Below are 22,031 nucleotides of genomic sequence, written 5' to 3'. Positions count from 1 at the left end.
TTGGGGCGGGGTCGGTTTAGGTGGCCCCCTGCTGTTCAGCGAACCGGAGGGCCCATGCCCAGGAAGTTCCTCGTCGTCGTCGACGACACTCCCGAATTGGACGCCGCCCTGGCCTACGCCGCACGCCGCGCGCGTTCGACCGGGGGCCATGTGGTGCTGTTGCGCGCCCTGGTCGGCGGATCGGACGAGCACTGGTCCGGCGTCCGCGACGAAATCCGTCGCCAACAGCGCGAGGAGGCCGAGGCTCTGCTGGCCCGGCTGGGGGAAAAGGTCGCCGAGACGTCCGGCGCCCCGCCCGTCTATCTGATCGAGGAAGGCGATCCCCAGGCCGCCATCCGCAAGGCGGTCAGCGACGATCCCGACATCAAGATCCTGATCCTGGCCGCCGGCGCCAACGGGCGCGGCCCTGGCCCCCTGATTTCCGCCGTTTTGAAACACGGCGCCGGCTTCACCGGTCGAAAGCTGCCCGTCACAATCGTGCCCGGCGAACTGACGGAAGAAGAGATTCAGGATCTGGCCTGACCATCATGATGCTCCGTTTGATCGCCGCCGCTGTTCTTCTTTCGACAACGGCGTTCGCGCCGCATGCCCTGGCGCAGGCGGCGGTCCGGGCCTACGCCGTGCAGGGGGATTGCGACGGCCGTGCCGTTACAGCCGTACGCATGGCCGAGGGCTATTGCCTCGGTCTGGTGTGGCAGGGGGCGGGCCAGGACGGGCCGCGGATGCCGCGCGGTCTGATGCCGCTGGAGGGCGGCGACTGGCTGGTCACGGACCTGGGCGCCTGGGAGGCGGGCAAGGGGGCGGTGTGGCGGCTGTCGTTTGCGGCCGACGGCGCGGCGCGCTGGCGGCGGCTAGCGGGCGGCCTTTCGATGCCGCACACGGTCAAGCGCGGGCCGGACGGGCGGATTTATGTGTCCGAGATGAACCGCATCCTGACGCTGGATCCCGACGCGGCTGATGCCCAGGCCAGCGTCCGCACCGTCATCGGCGACCTGCCGGACAACCGGCTGCACGACAACCGCCACCCGCTGTCCAGCTTCGTCTTCGACGGGAACGGCGACCTGCTGGTCAATGTCGGGGCGCCCAGCGACCGCTGTCTGGACGCGGCGGGCAAGCCGAAGACGGATGCGCGCGGGGCCTGCGTCGAGGACGCCGCGACGGCGCAGGTGCGGCGCCACGCCTATCTGGGGAACGGCCGCTGGGCGGAAGAAAGCACCGTCTTCGCCAGCGGGCTGAGGAACTCCATCGCCCTGGTGCGCCATGCGTCGGGGACGGTGCTTCAGGCCGAGAACTCGGTCGATCTGGACACGCCGAACCACCCCTATGACGAGGTGAACGTGCTGACCCAGGGGCGCCATTACGGCTGGCCCTATTGCGTCGATCTGGTGACGCCCCTGCCGGGCTGGCCGGCGCGTCAGGCGCGCTGCAATGAGCGCGAACGGCCGATCGCCCTGTTGCCGCCGCACGCGGCGCCGCTGGACCTGATCTATTACGAAGGGGCGATGTTCCCCGAACTTCAGGGGCGGTTGCTGATGACCTGGCACGGTTTCCGCCGCACGGCCGGGCGCATCGTGGCGGTCGAGACGGACGAGGCGGGACGGCCTCTGACCGATATCGGCGGGCGCTACGCCATCTATCCGCGCGGCGCCCTGCCCTACCCCGCCGGCGCGCCCAGCGTGAACGGAAAGGTGCTGACGCCGGGCTGGGATAGGATCGCCGGCCGCCACCCGCGCGGCTCTCCCGTGACGATGGCGACGGCGCCGGACGGCTCCATCTGGGTCACGGATGACAGAAGCCGGGCGATCCTGAGAATCGCCCGGCCCCGGTAGGCTTGGGTTGTCAGGGGCGACTTAGCCCTCGCGGCCGTCCCGCTTGGCCAGGACGCGCAGGCGCAGGGCGTTCAGCTTGATGAAGCCCTCGGCGTCCTTGTGGTCATAGGCCTGGACGCCTTCCTCGAAGGTCACCAGATCCTGGTCGTACAGGCTGTTGGGGCTTTCGCGGCCGATGATGGTGACGTTGCCCTTGTAGAGCTTGACGCGGACCACGCCCGACACCTTCTGCTGGCTTTGGTCGATGGCGGCCTGCAGCATCTCGCGCTCGGGGCTGAACCAGAAGCCGTTGTAGATGAGCGAGGCGTATTTCGGCATCAGCTCGTCCTTCAGGTGCATGGCGCCACGATCCAGGGTGATCGACTCCATGCCGCGGTGGGCGGCCAGCAGGATGGTCCCGCCGGGGGTCTCATAGACGCCGCGCGACTTCATGCCGATGAAGCGGTTCTCGACCATGTCCAGACGGCCGATCCCGTTGTCGTGGCCCAGCTGGTTCAGCTTGGTCAGCAGGGCGGCGGGCGACAGGGCCTCGCCGTCGATGGCGACCGGATCGCCCTTTTCATAGGCGATGGTGATGACGGTCGGCGTGTCGGGCGCGGCTTCGGGCGAGATGGTGCGCTGGTGCACGAACTCGGGCGCCTCGACGGCCGGGTCTTCCAGCACCTTGCCCTCGGACGAGGAGTGCAGAAGGTTGGCGTCGACCGAGAAGGGGGCCTCGCCGCGCTTGTCCTTGGAGATCGGGATCTGGTGCTTCTCGGCGAAGTCCAGCAGGGCCTCGCGGGACTTGAAGTCCCACTCGCGCCAGGGGGCGATGACGCGGATGTCGGGCTCCAGCGCATAATAGCCCAGCTCGAAGCGGACCTGGTCGTTGCCCTTGCCGGTGGCGCCGTGACAGACGGCGTCGGCGCCGACCATGCGCGCGATCTCGATCTGTCGCTTGGAGATCAGCGGACGGGCGATCGAGGTGCCCAGCAGATACTGGCCCTCATAGACGGTGTTGGCGCGGAACATCGGGAAGACGAAGTCGCGCACGAACTCTTCGCGCAGGTCGTCGATGAAGATGTTCTCGGGCTTGATGCCCAGCTTCAGCGCCTTCTCCTTGGCGGGGGCGAGCTCTTCGCCCTGACCCAGGTCGGCGGTGAAGGTCACGACCTCGGCGCCGTATTCCTCCTGCAGCCACTTCAGGATAATCGACGTGTCCAGCCCGCCCGAATAGGCGAGGACGACTTTCTTGGGGGCGGGCTTGCTCATCGGTCGGTTAATCCTTTCAGGAGACGCAAGGGTCAGGGGACGCTTGGGGGAGGCGTTCGGCGCGCTTAAAGGACCAGACGCGCCGCGATGCAAGCGCGGGATTGGGACGCCGGTCCGCCAATGCCTCGAGGGCGCCGCGAACTGATCCGCGACGCCCCCGTTTCAGGCTGGATTTTCAACCGCTTAGAGGCGTCAGGCGGCCAGAGCCTTGAGGGCGTCGACCAGGTCGGTCTTTTCCCAGGAGAAGCCGCCGTCGGCGTCCGGCGTGCGGCCGAAATGGCCATAGGCGGCGGTGCGGCGATAGATGGGCTTGTTCAGGCCCAGGTGCTCGCGGATGGCGCGCGGCGAGGCGCCGCCGATCAGCTTGGGCAGTTCGGCTTCCAGCACCGCCTCGTCGATCTTGCCCGTGCCGTGCAGGTCGACGTGGACCGACAGCGGCTTGGACACGCCGATGGCGTAGCTGATCTGGATGGTGCAGCGGTCGGCCAGGCCCGCCGCGACCACATTCTTGGCCAGGTAGCGGCAGGCGTAGGCGGCCGAGCGGTCGACCTTGGTCGGATCCTTGCCCGAGAAGGCGCCGCCGCCGTGCGGGGCCGCGCCGCCGTAGGTGTCGACGATGATCTTGCGCCCCGTCAGGCCGGCGTCGCCGTCGGGCCCGCCGATGACGAAGGTGCCGGTCGGGTTGATGTGCCACTCGGTGTCGGCGGTGATGAAGCCCTGCGGCAGCACCTTCTCGACATAGGGCTTCACGATGGCGGCGACCTGGCCCTGGCTCAGATTGGCCTTGTGCTGGGTCGAGACGACGATGGAGGTCGCGCGCACCGGGCGGCCGTTTTCATAGTGCAGCGTCACCTGGCTCTTGGCGTCGGGCTCAAGGCCCGGCTCCCTGCCCGAATGGCGGGCCTCGGCCAGGGCCTTCAGGATGTTGTGGCTGTACTGCAGCGTCGCCGGCATCAGCTCCGGCGTCTCGTTCGAGGCGTAGCCGAACATGATGCCCTGGTCGCCCGCGCCCTCGTCCTTGTCTTCGCCGGCGTCGACGCCCTGGGCGATGTGGGCCGACTGCGGGTGCAGGTTGTTCTCGAAGCGGAAGGTCTTCCAGTGGAAGCCGTCCTGCTCATAGCCGATGTCGCGCACCACGCCGCGCACCGTAGCTTCGATTTCCTGCTGAACGCCGGGCGCCCACTCGCCCTCGACGTTCATGATGCCCTTGCCGCGGATTTCGCCGGCCAGCACCACCAGATTGGTCGTCGTCAGGGTTTCACAGGCCACCCGCGCTTCGGGATCCTTGGACAGGAACAGGTCGACGACGGCGTCGGAAATCTGATCCGCAACCTTGTCGGGATGGCCTTCCGAGACGCTCTCGGAGGTGAAGAGGAACGACGAACGGGCCAAGGCAGGCTCCTGCGTGACGATGAGGCCGTCAGACATATAAAGATATGCTTATACGTGCAAGGCGGCTTCTGTCGCGGGCGCGACCTCTCAGGTCGAGCATCCTTGATGCGACTTATCCAAAGCGTCGCATTTTCAAGCGCCTGCCTGTCATCAATCTTCGGCAAGGGGACGGCGACTGAAGGTCGGGAGCGCGCCCATGGACGTCTTCTATTGTCTGATCCACACGCCCGAGGCGATCACGCCCGAGCTGTGCGTCCTGCCCGGCGCCACCGAGGTCGAGGCCGTGCGCGGCCTGACGGAGGTCGCGCGCGACTGGCCGCGTCTGGAGCGCATCGACCTCTATCGCGGCAACCACGAGGTCCGCAGCTTCGCTCCGTCCGACTTTGCCCTGAGCCGACCGCTCCGCGCCCTGGCGGCTTGACGCCCGGTGAGCGTGCGGATGCCGCCGCCCGAGGCGTGGGTGTGTTTTGAAGGGCGAAAGGAGGAGTGGTGCCGCTTAGGTGACTCGAACACCTGACCCCCTCATTACGAATGAGGTGCTCTACCAGCTGAGCTAAAGCGGCCCCGGCGTCGTCCGCGGATGGAGGCGCGAGCGAGCGAGGAGGGCTCTTTATACGGGAGCGGCGGGCTTGCCAAGAGCCGATAGCATCGCCGGTTCGTCTGGTGCGGCGGCGATGCGGATTTCGGCGAAATCGAAGGGGCGCAAGGGCTCGGCGGCGGCTTCGGAGATGCAGATGGCGATGCGGCCGGATGAGGTGGCGCGCGGCAGATCGGCGACCATCGCGCGTGCGGCGCGGGGGGAGTGGAGCATGACCGCGTCGAAAAGCTCGGGCGCGGGCGCGTGGGTCTCGAAGGCGGCGTAGATGGGCAGGCGCTGGACCGGGCGGTCGGGCAGCAGGGCGGGCAGGTCGCCCGCCGGTTCGCGCGCGCCGGGGGCCAGCAGGGAGCCGGGCGGGGCTTCGGCGGCGATCAGGCGGGCCAGGGCGTGGATGTCGCCGGCGGCTGAGCGGACGTCGGCGAAACCGGCGGCGCGGGCGGCCTCGGCCGTGGCGTCGCCGACAGCGAAGACAGGGTGGTCGCGAAAGCGCGGGATCAGGGGGGCGAAAGCCTCGACGCCGTTGGGGCTGGTCAGGGCGAGGGCGGCGACGGCGGCCGGGTCAGGCGCGGCGTCGAGGCTTTCGGGCAGGGGCGCCAGCGTCAGCAGGGGCGCGACGAGCGGGGTGAAGTCCAGCGCCGTCAGCCGGTCCGCCGTGCGGGCGGCGCCCGGTTCGGCGCGCGTGACCCAGACGCGGCGGATCGGCGTCATGGCCCTAGAGCGCGATCTTCTGGTCGCCGGCGACGGCCTGAATCTGACCGCCGAGGTCGAGGCCCAGGGCGCGGGCGGCGGCGTGATCGACGTCTGCGGCGATGTCGCCGGAGCGGGTCCAGCGGCCCGACCCGTCGGGGCTGAGCATTTCTGTGCTGAGGCGCAGGCGGCCGTCTGCGATGTGGGCGTAGGCGCCGATGGCGGTGCGGCAGGAGCCTTCCAGGGCGGCCATGGCCCCGCGCTCGGCGGCGACGGCGAGCGCGGTGGGGGCGTGGTTCAGGGCGAGGGTCCAGACGGCGTCGACATCGCCCTCGCGTGTTTGCAGGGCCAGGGCGCCCTGACCCGGCGCGGGCAGGAAGGCGTCCAGCGGCAGGCGCTGACGGATGACCTCGCCGAGGCCGAGGCGGTTGAGGCCGGAACAGGCCAGCAGGATGGCGTCGAAGTCGCCGTCGCGCAGCCGCTTCAGCCGGGTGTCAACGTTGCCGCGCAGCATTTCGATGTTCAGGTCGGGGCGTAGGGCCAGCGCTTGCGCCTGTCGGCGCAGGGAGGCGGTGCCGAAACGGGCGCCCTGCGGCAGGTCGGCGAAGGTCGCGTAGCGGTCGCTGATGAAGGCGTCGCGGGGGTCTTCGCGCTCGGGCACGGCGGCGATGGCCAGGCCGGGGGGCTGTTCGGCGGGGACATCCTTCATCGAGTGGACGGCGACGTCGACACGGCCGTCCAGCAGGGCCTCTTCGATCTCCTTGGTGAAGAGGGCCTTGCCGCCGACTTCCAGCAGGCGGCGGTCCTGGATGCGGTCGCCGGTGGTGACGATCTCGACGAGGGGAACCAGGGTTTCGACCTCGGCCTCGGGCACGCCCAGGGCGCGGCCGATGGCGCGCTGCATCATGCCGGACTGGGCCAGGGCCAGGCGCGAACGTCGGGTGCCGATGCGCAGGAGAGGTTGAGTCACGTCGAGACGCCGTTGCGAAAGGGGGGGCGGGTCGCTAACTCCGCCCAATGAAGATGGACGCGGACTATAGCAGGGCGACGGACGGGGCAACCGAACGCGGGTCGGACGGTTTGACCGTGCTGGGCCTCGAGACCAGCTGCGACGAGACCGCCGCCTCGGTGGTGCGGCTGTCGGCGGCGGGCGCGCAGGTGTTGTCCAGCGTCATCCACAGCCAGATCGACGACCACGCGGCCTATGGCGGGGTGGTGCCGGAAATCGCCGCCCGCAGCCATGTGGAGATGATCGACGGCGTGACGCGCCGGGCCATGAGCGAGGCTGGGCTGGACTGGAGCGCGCTGGACGGCGTGGCGGCGACGGCGGGGCCGGGCCTGGTCGGCGGGGTCATGGTCGGCCTGTCCTACGGCAAGGCGGCGGCGCTGGCGCGGGGACTGCCGCTGATCGCGGTCAACCACCTGGAAGGCCATGCGGTGTCGGCGCGGCTGGGGGCGGAGACGACCTATCCCTTCTTGCTGCTGCTGGTCTCGGGCGGGCACTGCCAGCTGCTGGAGGTGCGCGGCATCGGCGACATGAGCCGTCTGGGCACGACGATCGACGACGCGGCGGGCGAGGCCTTCGACAAGATCGCCAAGGCCATGGGGCTGGGCTATCCGGGCGGACCGGCGTTGGAGAAGCTGGCGGCGTCAGGCGACGGGTCGCGGTTCGAGCTGCCGCGGGCGCTGCTGGGGCGCAAGGATTGCGACTTCTCCTTCTCGGGGCTGAAGACGGCGGCGTCGCGGCTGGCCCAGATCTGCGAGACGGAACAGGATCGGGCTGATCTGGCCGATGCGGTGCAGAAGGCGATCGCGCGCCAACTGGCCGAACGCTCCGAGCGGGCGATGAAGGCTTACGCCGAGGCGCATGAACATCGCCTCTTTGTCGTGGCGGGCGGCGTGGCGGCGAACAAGACGATCCGGCGGACGCTGGAGGATCTGGCGACCAAGCACGGCTTCGCCTTCCTGGCGCCGCCGATGGCTTATTGCACCGACAATGCGGCGATGATCGCCCTGGCGGGGGCGGAGCGGCTGGAAAAAGGGCTGACGTCGGACATCGATGTCGCGGCCCGGCCGCGATGGCCTCTGGACGAGACGCGCGCGAGCGTTGATCCTGTGCACAAGAAAACGGGCCGCAAGGGCGCCAAGGCTTAAAGCGGCATGGCTCTCGGCGGGGGTCGGGGGACCGGAGAAGACATGGAATTTCATACGGCAGGCGTAATTGGCGGCGGCGCCTGGGGCACGGCCCTGGCGCAGAGCGCGGCGGCGGCGGGTCTGGCCGTCATCCTGCAGGCGCGCGAGCCCGAGGTGATCGAGAGCATCCGCGCGCGGCGGGTCAACGAAGCCTTCCTGCCGGGGGTCGAGCTGGATTCGGCCATCAACGTGACGTCGGATCTGGCGGATCTGGCGGACTGCGATCTGATTTTGGCCGTGCCGCCCGCCCAGCACATGCGGGCGACGCTGACGGCCTTTGCGCCCTACGCCCGGCCGGGCCTGCCCATCATCCTGTGCTCCAAGGGCATTGAGCGCGGCTCGCTGAAGCTGATGACCGACGTGCTGGCCGAGACGATTCCCTCGGCCACGGCCGCCGTGCTGTCGGGGCCGAGCTTCGCCGCCGAGGTGGCGCGGGGTCTGCCCAGCGCCGTGACCCTGGCCTGCGCCGATGCGGCCATGGCCGAGGCGCTGGCGGGCGCCCTGTCGGGGCCGGTCTTTCGGCCCTATTACGCCGACGACCTGATCGGGGCCGAGACGGGCGGGGCGCTGAAGAATGTGCTGGCCATCGCCTGCGGCATCGTCGAGGGCCGCGAACTGGGCCGCAGCGCCCATGCGGCCGTCATCACCCGCGGCTATGCCGAGATCGTCCGCGTGGCCACGGCCCTGGGCGGCAAGGCCGAGACGGTGGCGGGGTTGTGCGGCGTGGGCGATCTGGTGCTGACCTGTTCCAGCCCGCAGTCGCGCAACATGAGTCTGGGTCTGGCTCTGGGCCAGGGCCTCAGCGTCGAACAGGCGCTGGAGGGCAAGCGCTCGGTGGCCGAGGGTTATGAGAGCGCGCCGGCCGTGCGCGAACTGACCCGCAAGCTGGGCGTGGATACCCCGATCTGCGAGGCGACGGCGGCGGTGCTGGCGGGCGAACTGACGGTGGATCAGGCGATCGAGAGCCTGATGAGCCGCCCGCTGAAGCCCGAGCGCGAATAGTGGTCGAAGAGGGTCCGGCGCCTGAGTCGCAGGAGCGCAAGCGGGTCTGGAAGACGCCGCCGAACGTGGCCCTGTGTTTTGAGGCGGACATCAATGATCCCGGCTCGCGCGGCTTCGTGCTGCAGATCGGCGAGGCCTTCTTCCACGGCTTCGTGGTGAAGAAGGACGGTCGGGTCGCGGGTTGGGTGGATCGCTGCCCGCACGCGGGCTTTCCCATCGCGGTGGAACTGGACCGCTATCTGACGCCGGACGGGTCGCTGATCCTGTGCGGCTGGCACGGGGCGGCTTTCGAGCCGCTGTCGGGCGCCTGCGTCGCGGGGCCCTGCGCGGGCGGCAAGCTGACCCCGTGGCCGGTCGAGGCGAGCGGTGGAGTCATCCGCACGGCGTGAGGCTTTAATAGCCCCAACTTACCATCATCCTCGGGCGTGACCCGAGAATCCAGCTTTCGGCTCTGCTGTATTTGGAGCGGCGGCGAAGGCGCGTCAAACGGATGCCCGTCGCGCGCTGCCTCTGAATCCTCGGGTCAAGCCCGAGGATGACGGCGGGGGAAAGGGGCGGCCGGAAGCCGCGTCCCGCCTATTCCTTCGGCACCAGCTTGGGATCCTTGGTGAAGGCTTCATCGACCTCTTCCTCGGTGATCCGCTTGGAGGGGTCGCCGGGCTGGTTGAGGTTCTGCTCCTCGGTGCCGTCGCCCATCATGCCGGGATAAGGGGTTTTGGGGTCTTTCTCGGCCATCGCCGTCTCCTTCACAGTGATGCAAAGGCAATCCGGAGCGGGCGTCGGGCGTTCCATCACGCCCGCGCGAGGTCAGCGCTTCAGGCGCCGGGCATTGGCCGTGGCCTTGGCGTGGACGGGGGCCAGGGTGCGGCCTTGCGCCTTCAGCGCCGCGCCGTAGAAGGACCAGCCGTCGTTCAGCGCCCGGCTCCAGGCGCCCAGGGCCCAGTCGGTCTGCGCGGCGGCGAAGGCGAAGGGGGTGCCGGCGCGGGCCAGTTTGGCCAGGCAGTCGGCGGCCTCGGCCCCCTCGCGCGCAGCCAGGCGTCCGGCGCGTTCGGCTAGGTCCAGCGCGCCGGTATAGGCGGCCCCGGCCGAGGCCGTCATGGCCTCGACCTTCTCCACGCCCATGCGGCTGAGTTCGGCGTGGTCGGCGCGCAGGGGGTCGGCCAGGGCCTCGCCCATGATCTCGAACCGCCGCGTGATGACGGCGGCCGAGGCCTGGGCCAGTTCCTGACCGGCCTGGGCGTTGCGCAGGGCGTTGCGGGCCGTCTTCTGCATGGGGCTAGCTTTGCCGGTCATGGGCAACGACCCTGGGCTGGTTTCAGGCGACCGGCAAGACTTCTTGCGCGAAGTCGGTCAGGTCGCGGATCAGGGCCGGAACGGCGGCGTCGATGATGCGCTGGCCCTTTTCCGGGGTCGCCTGGGCCGGGTCCGAACCGATGCGGCCGTCGGGGAAGCGGGCGCGATAGTCGTTGGCGTCGCGGATCGGGCCGAAGGGGGCGATCTTCGGCTCATAGGCGGCGGTCTTGATCCGGTCGGGATAGCCGGCCTGGGTCACGGCGATCTCGGACGGGGTGGCGTGGCTGCCGTGGCCGGTCGGGAAGATGTCCTCGCACAGCTTCTGCACGCCGGGCAGATCCCACCAGTTGCGCAGCTTCAGCACGAAGGGCGGGCGCTCGGCCCAGGGCTCGGGCGTGAAGGACCAGTCGGCGTAGATCTCGGCGAAGGCGGCCTCGATGGTGGCGACGTTGCCGCCGTGCCCGTTCAGGAAATAGATGCGCTCGAAGCCGTGGCGCGTCAGCGACGACACCCAGTCGGCGATCGCCGCCATGAAGGTCGACGGGCGCAGGGTGATGGTGCCGGGGAACGCCAGGTGGTGCTGGGCCATGCCGATGTTGAAGGTCGGCGTGATCACCAGGCTGTCGTCGCCCTTTTCGGCGGCCTGGGCGATGATCTCGGGGCACAGCCAGTCGGTGCCCAAAAGACCGGTCGGCCCGTGCTGTTCGTTCGAGCCGATCGGCACGATCACCGTCTTGGACAGAAGGGCGCCGGACTTCAGGCGCTCGTCGATCTCGGGCCAGGACGACAGGTGGATCAGCATGGGAAGGACTCCGACGGGCGGGAGGTGAGGGGACTGAGGGCGGCTTTACGCTGATCCGCCTTCAGGGCCAACTTGGGCGCGAACGCTTATTGCGGCGCGAAGGCGCGCACGAAGCGATGGGCGACCTCGCGGGCGCGGGCCGGCAGATCGGCAATGTCCGGGTGCGGCAGGCCCAGCACGGACCGCAAGTGGCCGTGCCCCAGTGCCATGCCGGTGAACATTTCCGCCGCGGCGCGGGCGTCTGGAACGGTCAGGCGTCCGGCCTCGTCTTGTGCTTCCAGCCAGGCCGCGATGCGGCGCACGCTTTCGCCGGGCCCTGCGTCGTAGATGGCGCGCGCCAGTTCCGGCGCCTCGGGCGAGACCAGGGCCACGCCGCGTAGGGAGGCGCCCTTGCCGCCCTGGCAGACCTTACCGATCAGGGTCTCGGCGATGGCGGCCAGCACCTCCTCGGGGCCGGCGCCCGAGGTCAGGGGGGCGGTTACGGCGTCCGAACGCTGGGCCGCCAGGGCGCGGCCGATGTCGGTTTTGGTCGGGAAGCGGTTGTAGAGCGTTTGTTTCGAGACGCCGGCGCGACGGGCGATCTCGGTCATCGAGGTCTTTGCGCCTTTTTCGACGAACAAGGCCGAAGCGGCTTCCAGAATGGCGCGGCTCTTGTGTTCGTCGATCTGGCCGAGGGCGCGAGGCATCAGTGGGCGTCCGAAGGAGCGGCGGAGGGATTGGGCTTGGCCGGTTTGGACAGCAGGGTCAGGAAACCGGCGCAGGCGCAGCCGATGGCTAATAGGGCGAAGGCGTCGCCGAAGGCCAGGGTGGTCGCCTGTTTCTGCAACAGGCCGTAGATCGCCTTCATCGCCGAGGCCTGGGGGTCGATGGAGCCGGCGAAGCGCACGGCCATGCCCGCCATCATGTCGCGCACCCCCTGATGGGTCTGGTCGATGGCGCTGGTCAGCTCGACCATGTGCAGGGCGGTGTTCTGGGTCAGGGAGGTGTTGAGGATGGCCAGGCCGAAGGCGCCGCCGACGTTGCGCGACAGGTTCACGAGGCCCGAGGCGTTCTTGACCGTGTGCGGCGGCAAGGTGGCCATCGTCACCTGCTGCGAGGCGATCATGGCCAGCATGACGCCGGCCCCGCGCATGGCCTGGACCCCGGCGAACTCCCAGAAGCCCCACTGATCCGTCACGCTGCGGGCGTCCCACATGCCCCAGGCGGCCATCATGAAGCCCACGAACATCAGGATGCGCGCATCCACCGCCCGCACCAGCCGCCCGGCGATGGGGCCTGTGGCGAACATGGCCAGGCCTGAGACGACCATGGTGGTGCCGACCTCGGCCGCCGAATAGTCGCGCACCCGCCCCAGGAACAGCGGCAGCAGGAAGGTGCCGCCGAACAGGGCCGCGCCGACGATGAAGGTCATCAGCACCCCGACCACGAAGTTGCGGTTGCCGAAGGCGCGCAGCTCGACGATCGGATTGCGGTAGCTGAGCGAGCGCCAGACGAAGGCCGGACCGCAGACGGCGGCGACGACGCTGAGCAGCAGGATCATGTCGTCGGCGAACCAGTCCTCCTTGGCGCCCTCCTCCAGCACGAATTGCAGGCTCATCAGGAAGGCGGCCATCAGCATCAGGCCCAGCCAGTCGAAGCCCTTGGACAGGCTGGGGTCGCCCTTGTCGAAATGGGCGTAGCGCCCAACCAGGAACAGGACGATCGCGCCGGGAAAGACGTTGATGAAGAACAGCCAGCGCCAGCTGAGCCACTCGGTCAGATGCCCGCCCAGGGTCGGACCGACGGTGGGGGCCAGCGTTACGATCAGCCCCATGATGACGCTGGCCGTCACGCGCCGCTCGGGCGGGAAGGCGGTGAAGGCCACGGCGAAGACGGTCGGGATCATGGCCCCGCCGACGAAGCCCTGGAGCGCGCGGAAGACGATCATCATCTCGATCGACGACGACAGGCCCACGGCCACGCTCATCACCAGGAAGCCGAGACAGGAGGCCAGAAACACCTTCTGCGTGCCCCACAGCCGCGACAGGTATCCCGACAGGGGGATCATCACGACCTCGGGGATCAGATAGGCGGTCTGGATCCAGCTGATCTCATCGGCGGAGGCGCCGACCCCGGCCTGGATCTGCGGCAGGGAGGCGGCGACGATCTGGATGTCGAGGATGGCCATGAACTGGCCGATGACCATGCCGGCGAAGCCGAGCAGCAGGACGGTCCAGTTGATCTCGGGCTGGTCGGCGGGGGCCGCCGGAGCCGAAGACGCGGCGGCGTCCGTCACCGGGCGGAGCTCGGGTCGGCGGCCTGGGCCAGGGCCGTCTCGCCCATGTGGGCTTCGGCGAAGGCAGGCCCGCCCTGGCTCTTCAGGTCGACCTTGACCTCCACCGACAGGCCGGGCCGCAGGACGATCGGCTGGCCCGAGGCGTCGCGCTGGACGACGATGCGGACGGGCACGCGCTGGGTGATCTTGGTGAAGTTGCCGGTGGCGTTCTCGACCGGGATCAGGGCGAATTCCGAGCCGGTTGCGGGGGCGAAGCTGTCGATACGGCCCTGCAGCGACCGGCCGGGGAAGGCGTCGGCCTTGATCTCGACCTCTTGGCCCAGACGCATCCGCCCGACCTGGGTCTCCTTGAAGTTGGCCACGACATAGGTGTCCTGCAGCGGCACCACGGACATCAGCTGGCCGCCCGCCTGCACCACCTGGCCGAGGCGCACGCCGCGCGCGCCGACGACGCCCGCGACGGGGGCGCGGATCACGGTGCGGTCCAGCGTCAGCTGCGCCTGATCGACCAGGGCGCGCGCCTGTTCGACGGCGGCCACGCTCTGCTGGCGGGATGAGCCGAGGACGGCGGCGGTGCGCTGTTCGGCGGTCAGGGCGGCCTGGGCCTGTGCGACCGAGGCGCGGGCGGTCTCGGCGGTGGCGCGCTGGGTCTCGATGCGCTGCTGCGACACCCAGCCCTGATCGGCCAGCTTGCCGTAACGGTCGACCTCGGCGCGGGCCAGGTTCGCCTGGGCCTGGGCCTGGGTCACGGCGGCGGCGCGGGCGGCGATGGTCGCCTGTTCCTGCTCGGTTCGGGCGTCGACATTGGCGACGGCAGCGGTCAGGGCCGCCAGATTGGCCTGGGCCTGGGCCAGGGCGGCGCGGGCGTCCGCGTCGTCCAGCCGGACCAGCACCTGACCGGCCTCGACGCGCTGGTTGTCCTTGACCAGAACCTCGACCACCTCGCCGCCGATGCGCGGGCTGACGGCCACGGTGTCGGCCTGGACGAAGGCGTTGTCGGTGCCTTCCCAGCGCTGCTTGCCCTGCCACCAGACCACGCCGCCGACGACGAGGCCCAGGCCGACGACGCCGGCGACGATCAGGGGCAGGCGCTTCTTGAGCGGGGCGGGGAGGGCCATGGGGGAGACAGCTCGCTTCGATTTCGCGCGTAAAATGGACGGCGCAGTCCAGAATACAAGGCGCGACTGCGTTTTTTTGTCGCAGCGTCGCGAGCGCGCGACATTGACGCCGGGCGCGGGGGAGGCGAAGCGGGGACATGGCTCCGTTGAAATCCGCCTCCCGCCAGAAGAAGGCCGTTCAGAAGGCCGGGCTGACCCCGCCGCCGGGCAAGCGTTCGCGCCAGCCGAAGAAGGCCCCCGTCGGCGCCATCATCAGCTGGCCGCCGGATGAGGATCGGGTGGAGGAGATTTTCGTCCGCCTGTCAGGCGTCATGCCCGATCCGAAGACCGAGCTGGATTTCGTCAATCCCTACACCCTGGTGGTGGCCGTCGCCCTGTCGGCCCAGGCGACCGACGTGGGGGTCAACAAGGCGACCAAGGCCCTGTTCGCCGTCGCCGATACGCCGCAGAAGATGCTGGCCCTGGGCGAGGAGGGGCTGATCCCCCTGATCGCCTCCATCGGCCTTTACCGCACCAAGGCGAAGAACGTCATCGCCGCCGCCCGGATGCTGGTCGAGAAGCACGGCGGCGAGGTTCCGCTGAACCGTACCGACCTGCAGGCCCTGCCCGGCGTCGGGCGCAAGACCGCCAGCGTGGTGCTGAACGAACTGGGGATCGAGCCGGCCATCGCGGTGGACACCCACGTTTTCCGCGTCTCGCACCGGCTGGGTCTGGCCAATGCGGCGACGCCGGACAAGGTGGAGGCCCAACTGCACCAGGTGGTGCCCGAGGCCTGGCTGCCCAAGGCGCACCACTGGCTGATCCTGCACGGCCGCTACACCTGCCTGGCGCAGCGCCCGAAATGTCCGGGGTGCGTGATCTCGGACCTGTGCCCGTCGCGGACCAGCTTCATGGGCGTGTAGGCTTAACGCTCCAGCCGCGTCCGCACCGCCTGACCGAAGCGGGCGCCGGCTTCAGGCGCGGCGGCCAGGTAGAAGTCCGGCTCGATCAGTTCGGCCTCCATCAGCACCCAGTCGCCGTCGTCGTTCCGGGTCATGTCGATGCGGGCGTAGAGCAGGTCTTCGTCGATGGCGGCCAGGGTGCGTTCGGCCAGATCGAGCGCGCCCTGCGGCGCGGCCTTCAGCGCCTGGTAGCGTCCGCCGTACTGGGTCTGGATGCGGAACTCGCCCGCCGCGCCGGGGCGCTTGTTCACGACGTGGCTCAGCTCGCCGCCGAAATAGAGCAGGGAGGTCTCGCCCTCGGTCTCGATGGCCTTGAGATAGGGCTGGATCATCGTGCCGCCGACGGGGGCGTCGGCCAGGGCCGCGTCCAGCAGGTCGCCCGCCGCCACCCGCAGGGTGCGCCAGGCTCCGCCCGAGACGGTCGGCTTGACGATCAGGGTCTCGGCCCCCGTGGCGGCGAAGGCGGCTTCCAGAACCGCAGCGTCGACGTGGTCGGCGAAGATCGTCTCGGGCACGGCGACGCCCTTTTCCGCCAGACGGGCCAGGTAGCGCTTGTCGGCGTTCCAGCGCAGGGTCGCGGCCGGATTGGCCAGGGGCGCGCCCGCCTCGGTCCAGGTCGCGCAGGCCTGGACCCAGCGGTCGTGGTCCTGATGATAGCCCCAGACCAGCAGCGGCAGGACCAGGGGGAAGTCCATCAGGGCGCGGGCGTTCTCGACATGGTCGGTCCAGGGCGTCGGCCGCGCCGTGATTCCCGCCGTCGCCAGCGCCTCGCCCAGCCGGTCCAGCACGCCGGGCCACAGGGTCGAATAGGTGGGATCGGCCGGATCAGGGGTCAGGACGGCGACGTCGGTCATGGGCGCGGCTCCGCAAGGCCCAGCGGGGCCGTGTGCAACAGGTCCATCGGCTTTAGGCCGCCGCCGCATCGGCGTGAAGGGTCGCTTTTCGTCGGGAGGCAGGGCCGGCGCACTGGCGCGCGGCCGTCTCGCCCGCTATGGGGCGGACATGACCCAATCCCTGCCCGCCTTCGCCCAAAACGCCCGTTTCGACGTCTGCGCCCTGGGCAACGCCATCGTCGACGTCCTGGCGCCGTGCGATGCGGCCTTCCTGGAGGCCAAGGGCCTGATCCCCGGCTCGATGCAACTGGTCGACGAGGCGCAGAGCGCGACCCTGTATGACGCCATGGCGGCGGGGGTTGAGGCCTCGGGCGGTTCGGCGGGCAACACTGTGGCGGGCGTCGGCTCGTTCGGCGGACGCGCCGCCTATATCGGCAAGGTGGCCAAGGACACCCTGGGCGAGGTCTTCAGCCACGACATCCGCGCCGTCGGCGTCCACTTCGACACCCCCGTGCTGGAAGACGGCGCGGGCAAGGGCTTCGGCACCGGCCGCTGCCTGATCAACGTCACGCCGGACGGCCAGCGCACCATGTGCACCTTCCTGGGGGCCGCCAACCAGCTGACCACGGCCGACGTCGACGCGACCGTGATCGGCGACAGCGCCATCGTCTATCTGGAAGGCTATCTGTTCGATCCGGCCCCGGCCCGCGCGGCCTTCGAGGCCGCCGCCGCCGCCGCCCATGCGGCGGGCCGCAAGGTCGCCATCACCCTGTCGGACAGCTTCGTCGTGCACCGCTGGCGCGCCGAACTGCTGGCCTTCATCGAGGCCTCGGCCGACATCGTCCTGGCCAATGAGGCCGAGCTGCACGCCCTGTTCGAGACCGAGGACTTCGACCACGCCGCCGCCCACCTGGGCCGCATCGTCGAGGTGGCGGCCGTGACGCGCGGTGCCGCCGGTTCGGTGCTGTTCCGCGGCGGCGAGCGGGTCGAGGTCGCCGCCTATCCGGTCGAGAAGGTCGTCGACACCACGGGCGCCGGCGATCAGTACGCGGCGGGCGTTCTGCTGGGCCTGTCGCGCGGCCTGTCCCTGGCGCAGGCCGGGGCTCTGGGTTCGCTGGCCGCGTCGGAAGTCATCGCTCACTGGGGCCCGCGTCCGATGGTGAGGCTGAAAGACCTGGCGGCGCAGCAAGGTCTGAGCCTCTAAGAGCCGCGGCGCTCCAACATCGTCACCCTCGGGCTTGTCCCGAGGGCCCATGGTCCGGCGATGCGGGGCGACAGGCTGATCCAGCCTAGGCGTGAAAGCGGTTCACCGACGGGGACGCCCCGCGCTGGATCCTCGGGACAAGCCCGAGGATGACGGAAAGAAAGAGAAGAGCCGCGACAAAGGGTCGGAGGCGGCGCCCGCTTGCCGTGGGGCGCTGGGCCGCGTAATCGGCGGCCCATGTTCGGCCTCGCCAATCCCAACCGCTTCATGCGCTTCACCGGCCCCCTGGTTCCGGTATTGTGGATCTGCGCGCTCGGCCTGCTGTTGCTCGGGACGTGGTTCAGCTTCACCGCGCCGGGCGACTATCAGCAAGGCGACACCGTCCGCATCATGTTCATCCACGTTCCGGCCGCCAGCCTGGGCCTGATGGCCTATGGCGCGCTGGGCGTGTCCAGCTTCTTCGCCCTGGTGTTCCGTCATCCGCTGGCCGATGCGGCGGCGCGGGCGGCGGCCGTGCCGGGCGCGGCCTTCACGGCCCTGGCCCTCGTCACCGGCTCCCTGTGGGGCCAGCCCATGTGGGGGACGTGGTGGGTGTGGGATGCGCGCCTGACCAGCGTGCTGGTGCTGTTCCTCTTCTACCTCGGCTACATGGCCCTGCGCGCCTCGATCGATGATGAGGCCAAGGCGGCGCGGGCGGCGGCGGTGCTGGGCCTGGTCGGCCTGATCAATCTGCCGATCGTCAAGTTCTCGGTCGACTGGTGGAACACCCTGCACCAGCCAGCTTCGCTGCTGAGGTCTGGCGGGACCAGCGTGGACCCGGTCTTTCTGCCCGCCCTGCTGACCATGATGGCGGCCTACGCCGTGTTGTTCGGGGCGATCTGGCTGACGTCGATCCGCACCGAGGTCCGTCGCCGCCGCGTTCTGACCCTTCGCGCCCGCGCGGCGCTGGAAGCCTAATGGAGGCGCTTCGTGCTTGATCTGGACATGAACCCCTACGGCGCCTTCGTCTGGCCCGCCTGGGGGATCAGCGCCGTTGTGCTGGCCGCCCTGTCGGCCCGCGCCCTCATCGCCGCCCGCCGCTGGAAGCGCGAGCTGGCCCGGTTGGAGGCTGCGCGCAAATGAAACGCTGGCTGGCCCTTTTGCCCATCGCCGTCCTGGCGGCGCTGGGGATCTTCCTGATGACGCAGATGGACCGGATGGCGGGCGATCCCGCCGCGGGTCCGACCTATAGGCCGGACGCCCTGGTCGGCCAGCCGATTCCGGAGACGACGGTCCTGCCCATCCTGGCGGACGGCAAGGCCAGTGACGACCTGCTGGACCTGAAGACGGCGGGCGTGGGCAAGCCGATGATCGTCAACCTGTTCGCCAGCTGGTGCGCGCCGTGCCGTCTGGAGCATCCGCATCTGATGAAGTTGAAGGAACGGGGGATCGCCGTGGTCGGCGTGGCCTATAAGGACGATCCCGTCGCCACCGACGCCTTCCTGGAAGAGCTGGGCGACCCCTATCGCCTGGTGCTGGTCGACCGCGAGGGACGCGCCGGGCTGGACCTGGGCGTGTCGGGCGTGCCCGAGAGCTTCGCCGTCGACGCCTATGGGACCATCGTCGCCAAGTCCTCGGGGCCGATCCTGACCGACGCGGACTTGAAGAAGCTGACCGACGCCCTGACCGCCCCCGCGCGTTGAGGCGATCGCCCGAAACAGGGTGAATCGCGCATTAACCATATCTAGACGAAGCGCGGGCATCCTCAGCCCATGTCCGCGATTTCGTCCGAGCGGCCGGCCTTTCCGCCCCAGGCGGGCAGTGCGGCCCATACCCTGAGAACGGCCCAGTCGGCCTTCTTCCGCCAGGCCATGGGGTTGGCGGCGCCGATTGCGGCCGAGGAGACGGCGCGTCCCGCTGCGGCGGTTGCTGCGCCGGTCGAGCAGACCGCGCCGACGTCGCGCCTGCAACGCCCCGGCTCCCTGCTCGACATTCGGGTTTAGGCGACGGCTTCAATACCCCGCTCATCCCGGCGGACGCCGGAAGAGAAGGACTTAGCCTTCAGCCGCGCCCTTGAGCGGAACCACGACGGCGTCGGCGACGTCGGTCTGTGCTTGCTCCACGACCGGCTCGCCCTTTTTCTTCTTCTTGCCGCGGCCGTCGGTCTTGCCGTCGCCCTTGCGCGCGGCCTTTTCCGCCTTCTTGGCGTCCTTGGCCGCCTTCTTCGCCGCCTTGATGTCGGCGCGGGCCTGTTCGGGGGCGGCGTCGGCGGCGTCGGACAGGCTGCACAAAAGGTCCAGGAAGCTGTCGCGCTTGGACTTGGGCAGCAGGCCCATGATCCGCTTGTCGGCGGCCTCGACGCGCGGGCGGGCGGCCAGCAGGGCGGCCTCGCCCTCGGGCGACAGGCGAACGGCCTTGGCGCGGGCGTCCAGCGTCGAGCGTTCGCGCTCCAGCAGGCCCTTGGTCGTCATCCGCGCCACCAGGTCGGCCAGGGTCGAGCGGTCGATGCCGGTGGCCTTGACCAGATCGGTTTGCGTCAGGCCCGAGCGGGCGGCCACGGCTTCCAGCACGGCGAACTGGCGCTGGGTCAGGCCGTCCGGCCCGGCTTCCTCGGCGTAGATGTCCAGCGCCAGCTGCAACGCGCGGTGCATCAGATGGCTGGGCGATTCCGCCAGCCCGCCCTTGATCTTCGCCTGCTTGCCCGACTTGATCATCGTCTTCGTTCCCGAACAGCCCGATACCGGCCGTGGCCGGATGATGCTGCAACAGCTAACAGCCCGGCTTAACGCTTTGACGACGTTAAGGCTGACGGTTTGAAGACATTTAAGTGGGCCTACCGCGCGTTCGCGCTGCTTGAGGCCTTTGTTTAGCGGGCCTATCGGGCTTCGCCCTACTTGAGGCCCGGAATGGGTGCGTGAAACGGCCACTCACTCCTTCATCCTCGGGCTTGACCCGAGGATGACGGCGAGAAGCGAGACGCTCTAAAACTAAAGGCCCGTGTCGGGGGAGACGGGGCCGCGTTCCTCGTCCTTGGTCATGTTCTTCAGGATCAGCGGCACCTGGGACAGGCCGAAGATGGAGGCCGCGATCCACAGCACGCCGCGGAAGGCCGTCCAGACGCCGTTGGGATCGGGCGTTCCCAGGTTCAGCGTCGACCAGATGGCGGTGACGGCGGTCGGGCTGCGGAACACCTCATTGGCGATGGCGACGGCCAGGAAGTAGAGGCCGTAGCGGAAGGTCAGCTTGCGCCAGGCCTCGTCCGTCACCTTGATGGCCGAGCCCAGCAGGGCCTTGAACGGATACGTCTTCAGCGGCAGCGAGCCCAGCAGGACGGCGGCCAGTAAACCGTTCTGCACCGTCAGCTTCAGCTTCACGAACAGGTCGTCGTCGGTGACGATGGTCAGGACGCCGAACACCAGGGCGAAGCCGCCGGTGATCAGGGGCATGGGCGCCAGGCGCCGCTCCAGGATGAAGCCGACCGCCAGGGCGATCATCGAGGCGATGACCAGCACCCAGGTGGCCTTGATCATGTCGCGGGTGATGAAATAGGCGGCCATGAAGGCGACCAGAGCGCCGAAGTCGACGGCCTGGCGAATCCACTGCGGGCGCTTGGTTTCGGTCGCTTCACTCATACGCTTCAGTCCTCAAGCCCGACCAGGGATCGGGAAAACGCGCGGGCGTCGAACGGTTGCAGATCCTCGACCCCTTCGCCGACGCCGATCAGCTTGATCGGCGCGTCCGAGGCTTGGGCCACCGGCACCAGGACGCCGCCGCGCGCGGTGCCGTCCAGCTTGGTCATCACCACGCCCGAGACATAGGCCGTGCGGCCGAAGATCTTTTCCTGCTCCAGCGCATTGCGGCCGACGGTGGCGTCCAGCACCAGCAGGGTCTCGTGCGGGGCGTCGGCGTCGACCTTCTTCAGCACGCGCACGATCTTGAGCAGTTCGTCCATCAGGGTCGACTTGTTCTGCAGCCGCCCGGCCGTGTCGATCAGCACGACGTCGAAGCCTTCTTCCTTCGCCTTGGCGAAGGCGTCGAAGGCCAGGCCGGCGGCGTCGGCGCCGTCGCGGCGGCTCTCGAAATGGGCGCCGGCGCGGTCGGCCCAGACCTTGAGCTGTTCGCGGGCGGCGGCGCGGAAGGTGTCGCCGGCGACGATCATCACCTTGGCGCCCTTGGCCGTCAGGTCCGAGGCGATCTTGCCCAGCGTCGTCGTCTTGCCCGAGCCGTTCACCCCGACGAACAGGACGACATAGGGCTTGGGCCCCGACAGCGGATCGAAGGTCGCCTGACGCGGCGTCAGTTCGGCGGCCACGGCCTCGGCCAGGGCCTCCTTGACCTCGCGCTCGTCGGAGGTCTTGCCGAAGCGCAGCTCGCGGAACCGCTCGACGATGCGGGCCGAGGCGGCGGGGCCGAGATCGCTCTCGATCAGATGCTCTTCCAGCCGCTCCAGCGCCTCCTCCGAGAGGGGCTCTTTGACGAAGGTCGAGACGACCTGATCGGTCATCTGTTTCGAAGACCGGGACAGGCCTTCGCTCAGCCGCTGGAACCAGCCTTTTTTGGGCGTATCGCTCATGGCGTGAGCCTTAGCCGACAGAGGTTCGCAGGTCACTACAAACCGCTCATCCCGGCGGACG

26 protein-coding genes and 1 tRNA gene are annotated in these 22,031 nt (G+C 69.3%); 12 read left to right on the top strand and 15 right to left on the bottom strand.

What is annotated here, in order from left to right; all coding sequences use genetic code 11:
* Positions 1 to 54: 54 nt before the first annotated feature.
* Both ABC419_RS01310 and ABC419_RS01305 read left to right on the top strand, forming a co-directional pair.
* The gene (locus ABC419_RS01310) at positions 55 to 522 is read left to right on the top strand and encodes a universal stress protein (RefSeq protein ID WP_125900797.1); all 468 of its coding nucleotides are present in this window, start codon (positions 55 to 57) and stop codon (positions 520 to 522) included.
* Positions 523 to 527: 5 nt separating this feature from the next.
* The gene (locus tag ABC419_RS01305) at positions 528 to 1,829 is read left to right on the top strand and encodes a PQQ-dependent sugar dehydrogenase (protein WP_412876564.1); all 1,302 of its coding nucleotides are present in this window, start codon (positions 528 to 530) and stop codon (positions 1,827 to 1,829) included.
* Positions 1,830 to 1,850: 21 nt separating this feature from the next.
* On the opposite strand, the gene ABC419_RS01300 is transcribed toward ABC419_RS01305, so the two are convergent.
* Complete coding sequence (locus ABC419_RS01300) at positions 1,851 to 3,080, bottom strand: argininosuccinate synthase (protein ID WP_412876565.1); 1,230 nt, start codon at positions 3,078 to 3,080, stop codon at positions 1,851 to 1,853.
* Between the two features lie 192 nt (positions 3,081 to 3,272).
* Entirely contained in the window at positions 3,273 to 4,472 is a 1,200-nt protein-coding gene (gene metK / locus ABC419_RS01295; RefSeq protein ID WP_412876566.1) for a methionine adenosyltransferase, read from the bottom strand.
* Between the two features lie 196 nt (positions 4,473 to 4,668).
* On the opposite strand from metK, the gene ABC419_RS01290 reads away from it, so the two are divergent.
* Positions 4,669 to 4,893 carry an oxidoreductase gene (locus tag ABC419_RS01290; RefSeq protein WP_125900801.1) on the top strand — a complete coding sequence of 75 codons (225 nt, stop codon included), beginning with the start codon at positions 4,669 to 4,671 and terminating at the stop codon, positions 4,891 to 4,893.
* Between the two features lie 66 nt (positions 4,894 to 4,959).
* Here ABC419_RS01290 and ABC419_RS01285 read toward each other — a convergent pair.
* The 3 genes from ABC419_RS01285 to hemC form a co-directional block, all read right to left on the bottom strand.
* Positions 4,960 to 5,035, bottom strand: a tRNA-Thr gene (locus ABC419_RS01285).
* Between the two features lie 47 nt (positions 5,036 to 5,082).
* Positions 5,083 to 5,778, bottom strand: a complete 696-nt coding sequence (locus ABC419_RS01280; protein WP_412876567.1) for a uroporphyrinogen-III synthase — start codon at positions 5,776 to 5,778, stop codon at positions 5,083 to 5,085.
* 4 nt (positions 5,779 to 5,782) lie between these two features.
* Entirely contained in the window at positions 5,783 to 6,727 is a 945-nt protein-coding gene (gene hemC, locus ABC419_RS01275; protein WP_412876568.1) for a hydroxymethylbilane synthase, read from the bottom strand.
* 53 nt (positions 6,728 to 6,780) lie between these two features.
* Between hemC and tsaD the strand changes: the two genes are divergently transcribed.
* The 3 genes from tsaD to ABC419_RS01260 are packed head-to-tail and all read left to right on the top strand — an operon-like array spanning position 6,781 to position 9,341.
* Entirely contained in the window at positions 6,781 to 7,911 is a 1,131-nt protein-coding gene (tsaD, locus tag ABC419_RS01270; RefSeq protein WP_412876569.1) for a tRNA (adenosine(37)-N6)-threonylcarbamoyltransferase complex transferase subunit TsaD, read from the top strand.
* A 42-nt stretch (positions 7,912 to 7,953) separates the two neighbouring features.
* Positions 7,954 to 8,952, top strand: coding sequence for an NAD(P)H-dependent glycerol-3-phosphate dehydrogenase (locus ABC419_RS01265; RefSeq protein ID WP_200168676.1), 999 nt, complete (start codon positions 7,954 to 7,956; stop codon positions 8,950 to 8,952).
* Positions 8,952 to 9,341 carry a Rieske (2Fe-2S) protein gene (locus ABC419_RS01260; protein WP_412876570.1) on the top strand — a complete coding sequence of 130 codons (390 nt, stop codon included), beginning with the start codon at positions 8,952 to 8,954 and terminating at the stop codon, positions 9,339 to 9,341. The genes ABC419_RS01265 and ABC419_RS01260 overlap by 1 nt, the downstream gene beginning before the upstream one ends.
* A gap of 187 nt (positions 9,342 to 9,528) precedes the next feature.
* On the opposite strand, the gene ABC419_RS01255 is transcribed toward ABC419_RS01260, so the two are convergent.
* The 6 genes from ABC419_RS01255 to ABC419_RS01230 all read right to left on the bottom strand — a co-directional run bounded on the left by ABC419_RS01255 (position 9,529) and on the right by ABC419_RS01230 (position 14,440).
* Positions 9,529 to 9,687, bottom strand: a complete 159-nt coding sequence (locus tag ABC419_RS01255; RefSeq protein ID WP_200168678.1) for a hypothetical protein — start codon at positions 9,685 to 9,687, stop codon at positions 9,529 to 9,531.
* A gap of 72 nt (positions 9,688 to 9,759) precedes the next feature.
* A complete protein-coding gene (locus ABC419_RS01250) occupies positions 9,760 to 10,245 on the bottom strand; it encodes a phasin family protein (protein WP_412876571.1) in 486 nt (161 codons plus the stop codon).
* Between the two features lie 22 nt (positions 10,246 to 10,267).
* Complete coding sequence (locus ABC419_RS01245) at positions 10,268 to 11,047, bottom strand: creatininase family protein (protein ID WP_412876572.1); 780 nt, start codon at positions 11,045 to 11,047, stop codon at positions 10,268 to 10,270.
* An 86-nt stretch (positions 11,048 to 11,133) separates the two neighbouring features.
* On the bottom strand, positions 11,134 to 11,733 hold the full coding sequence (locus ABC419_RS01240; protein WP_125899600.1) for a TetR/AcrR family transcriptional regulator: 600 nt from the start codon (positions 11,731 to 11,733) through the stop codon (positions 11,134 to 11,136).
* A complete protein-coding gene (locus ABC419_RS01235) occupies positions 11,733 to 13,322 on the bottom strand; it encodes a DHA2 family efflux MFS transporter permease subunit (protein ID WP_412876573.1) in 1,590 nt (529 codons plus the stop codon). The genes ABC419_RS01240 and ABC419_RS01235 overlap by 1 nt, the downstream gene beginning before the upstream one ends.
* Positions 13,319 to 14,440, bottom strand: a complete 1,122-nt coding sequence (locus ABC419_RS01230) for an HlyD family secretion protein (protein WP_412876574.1) — start codon at positions 14,438 to 14,440, stop codon at positions 13,319 to 13,321. Before ABC419_RS01230 ends, ABC419_RS01235 begins: the two co-directional genes overlap by 4 nt.
* Positions 14,441 to 14,577: 137 nt before the next feature.
* On the opposite strand from ABC419_RS01230, the gene nth reads away from it, so the two are divergent.
* Entirely contained in the window at positions 14,578 to 15,342 is a 765-nt protein-coding gene (gene nth / locus ABC419_RS01225) for an endonuclease III (protein WP_412876575.1), read from the top strand.
* A gap of 2 nt (positions 15,343 to 15,344) precedes the next feature.
* Here nth and ABC419_RS01220 read toward each other — a convergent pair whose 3' ends face one another.
* A complete protein-coding gene (locus ABC419_RS01220; RefSeq protein WP_412876576.1) occupies positions 15,345 to 16,235 on the bottom strand; it encodes an ATP-grasp domain-containing protein in 891 nt (296 codons plus the stop codon).
* A 148-nt stretch (positions 16,236 to 16,383) separates the two neighbouring features.
* Here ABC419_RS01220 and ABC419_RS01215 point away from each other — a divergent pair, with 148 nt between their 5' ends.
* The 5 genes from ABC419_RS01215 to ABC419_RS01195 all read left to right on the top strand — a co-directional run bounded on the left by ABC419_RS01215 (position 16,384) and on the right by ABC419_RS01195 (position 19,400).
* Positions 16,384 to 17,418: an adenosine kinase gene (locus tag ABC419_RS01215; protein ID WP_412876577.1), complete on the top strand. Its 1,035-nt coding sequence runs from the start codon at positions 16,384 to 16,386 to the stop codon at positions 17,416 to 17,418.
* Positions 17,419 to 17,655: 237 nt separating this feature from the next.
* Complete coding sequence (gene ccmC / locus ABC419_RS01210) at positions 17,656 to 18,375, top strand: heme ABC transporter permease CcmC (protein ID WP_412876578.1); 720 nt, start codon at positions 17,656 to 17,658, stop codon at positions 18,373 to 18,375.
* A 12-nt stretch (positions 18,376 to 18,387) separates the two neighbouring features.
* Complete coding sequence (gene ccmD, locus ABC419_RS01205; protein WP_412876579.1) at positions 18,388 to 18,540, top strand: heme exporter protein CcmD; 153 nt, start codon at positions 18,388 to 18,390, stop codon at positions 18,538 to 18,540.
* Positions 18,537 to 19,100 (top strand): DsbE family thiol:disulfide interchange protein, encoded by a 564-nt coding sequence (locus ABC419_RS01200; protein WP_412876580.1) that lies wholly within the window; start codon positions 18,537 to 18,539, stop codon positions 19,098 to 19,100. Before ccmD ends, ABC419_RS01200 begins: the two co-directional genes overlap by 4 nt.
* Positions 19,101 to 19,169: 69 nt before the next feature.
* Positions 19,170 to 19,400 (top strand): hypothetical protein, encoded by a 231-nt coding sequence (locus tag ABC419_RS01195; RefSeq protein WP_412876581.1) that lies wholly within the window; start codon positions 19,170 to 19,172, stop codon positions 19,398 to 19,400.
* 51 nt (positions 19,401 to 19,451) lie between these two features.
* Here the strand turns inward: ABC419_RS01195 and ABC419_RS01190 are convergent, their stop codons facing one another.
* The 3 genes from ABC419_RS01190 to ftsY all read right to left on the bottom strand — a co-directional run bounded on the left by ABC419_RS01190 (position 19,452) and on the right by ftsY (position 21,970).
* Positions 19,452 to 20,111 carry a MarR family winged helix-turn-helix transcriptional regulator gene (locus ABC419_RS01190; RefSeq protein WP_412876582.1) on the bottom strand — a complete coding sequence of 220 codons (660 nt, stop codon included), beginning with the start codon at positions 20,109 to 20,111 and terminating at the stop codon, positions 19,452 to 19,454.
* A gap of 273 nt (positions 20,112 to 20,384) precedes the next feature.
* On the bottom strand, positions 20,385 to 21,029 hold the full coding sequence (locus tag ABC419_RS01185) for an inner membrane-spanning protein YciB (RefSeq protein WP_412876583.1): 645 nt from the start codon (positions 21,027 to 21,029) through the stop codon (positions 20,385 to 20,387).
* A gap of 5 nt (positions 21,030 to 21,034) precedes the next feature.
* Positions 21,035 to 21,970: a signal recognition particle-docking protein FtsY gene (ftsY, locus tag ABC419_RS01180; protein ID WP_412876584.1), complete on the bottom strand. Its 936-nt coding sequence runs from the start codon at positions 21,968 to 21,970 to the stop codon at positions 21,035 to 21,037.
* Positions 21,971 to 22,031 lie beyond the last annotated feature (61 nt).

Origin of the sequence: Brevundimonas phoenicis, from assembly GCF_047237745.1 — a bacterium.
GTDB lineage: Bacteria > Pseudomonadota > Alphaproteobacteria > Caulobacterales > Caulobacteraceae > Brevundimonas.
The sequence above is the reverse complement of the archived record's forward strand: the minus strand, read 5'-3'. Positions and strand labels throughout refer to the sequence as shown.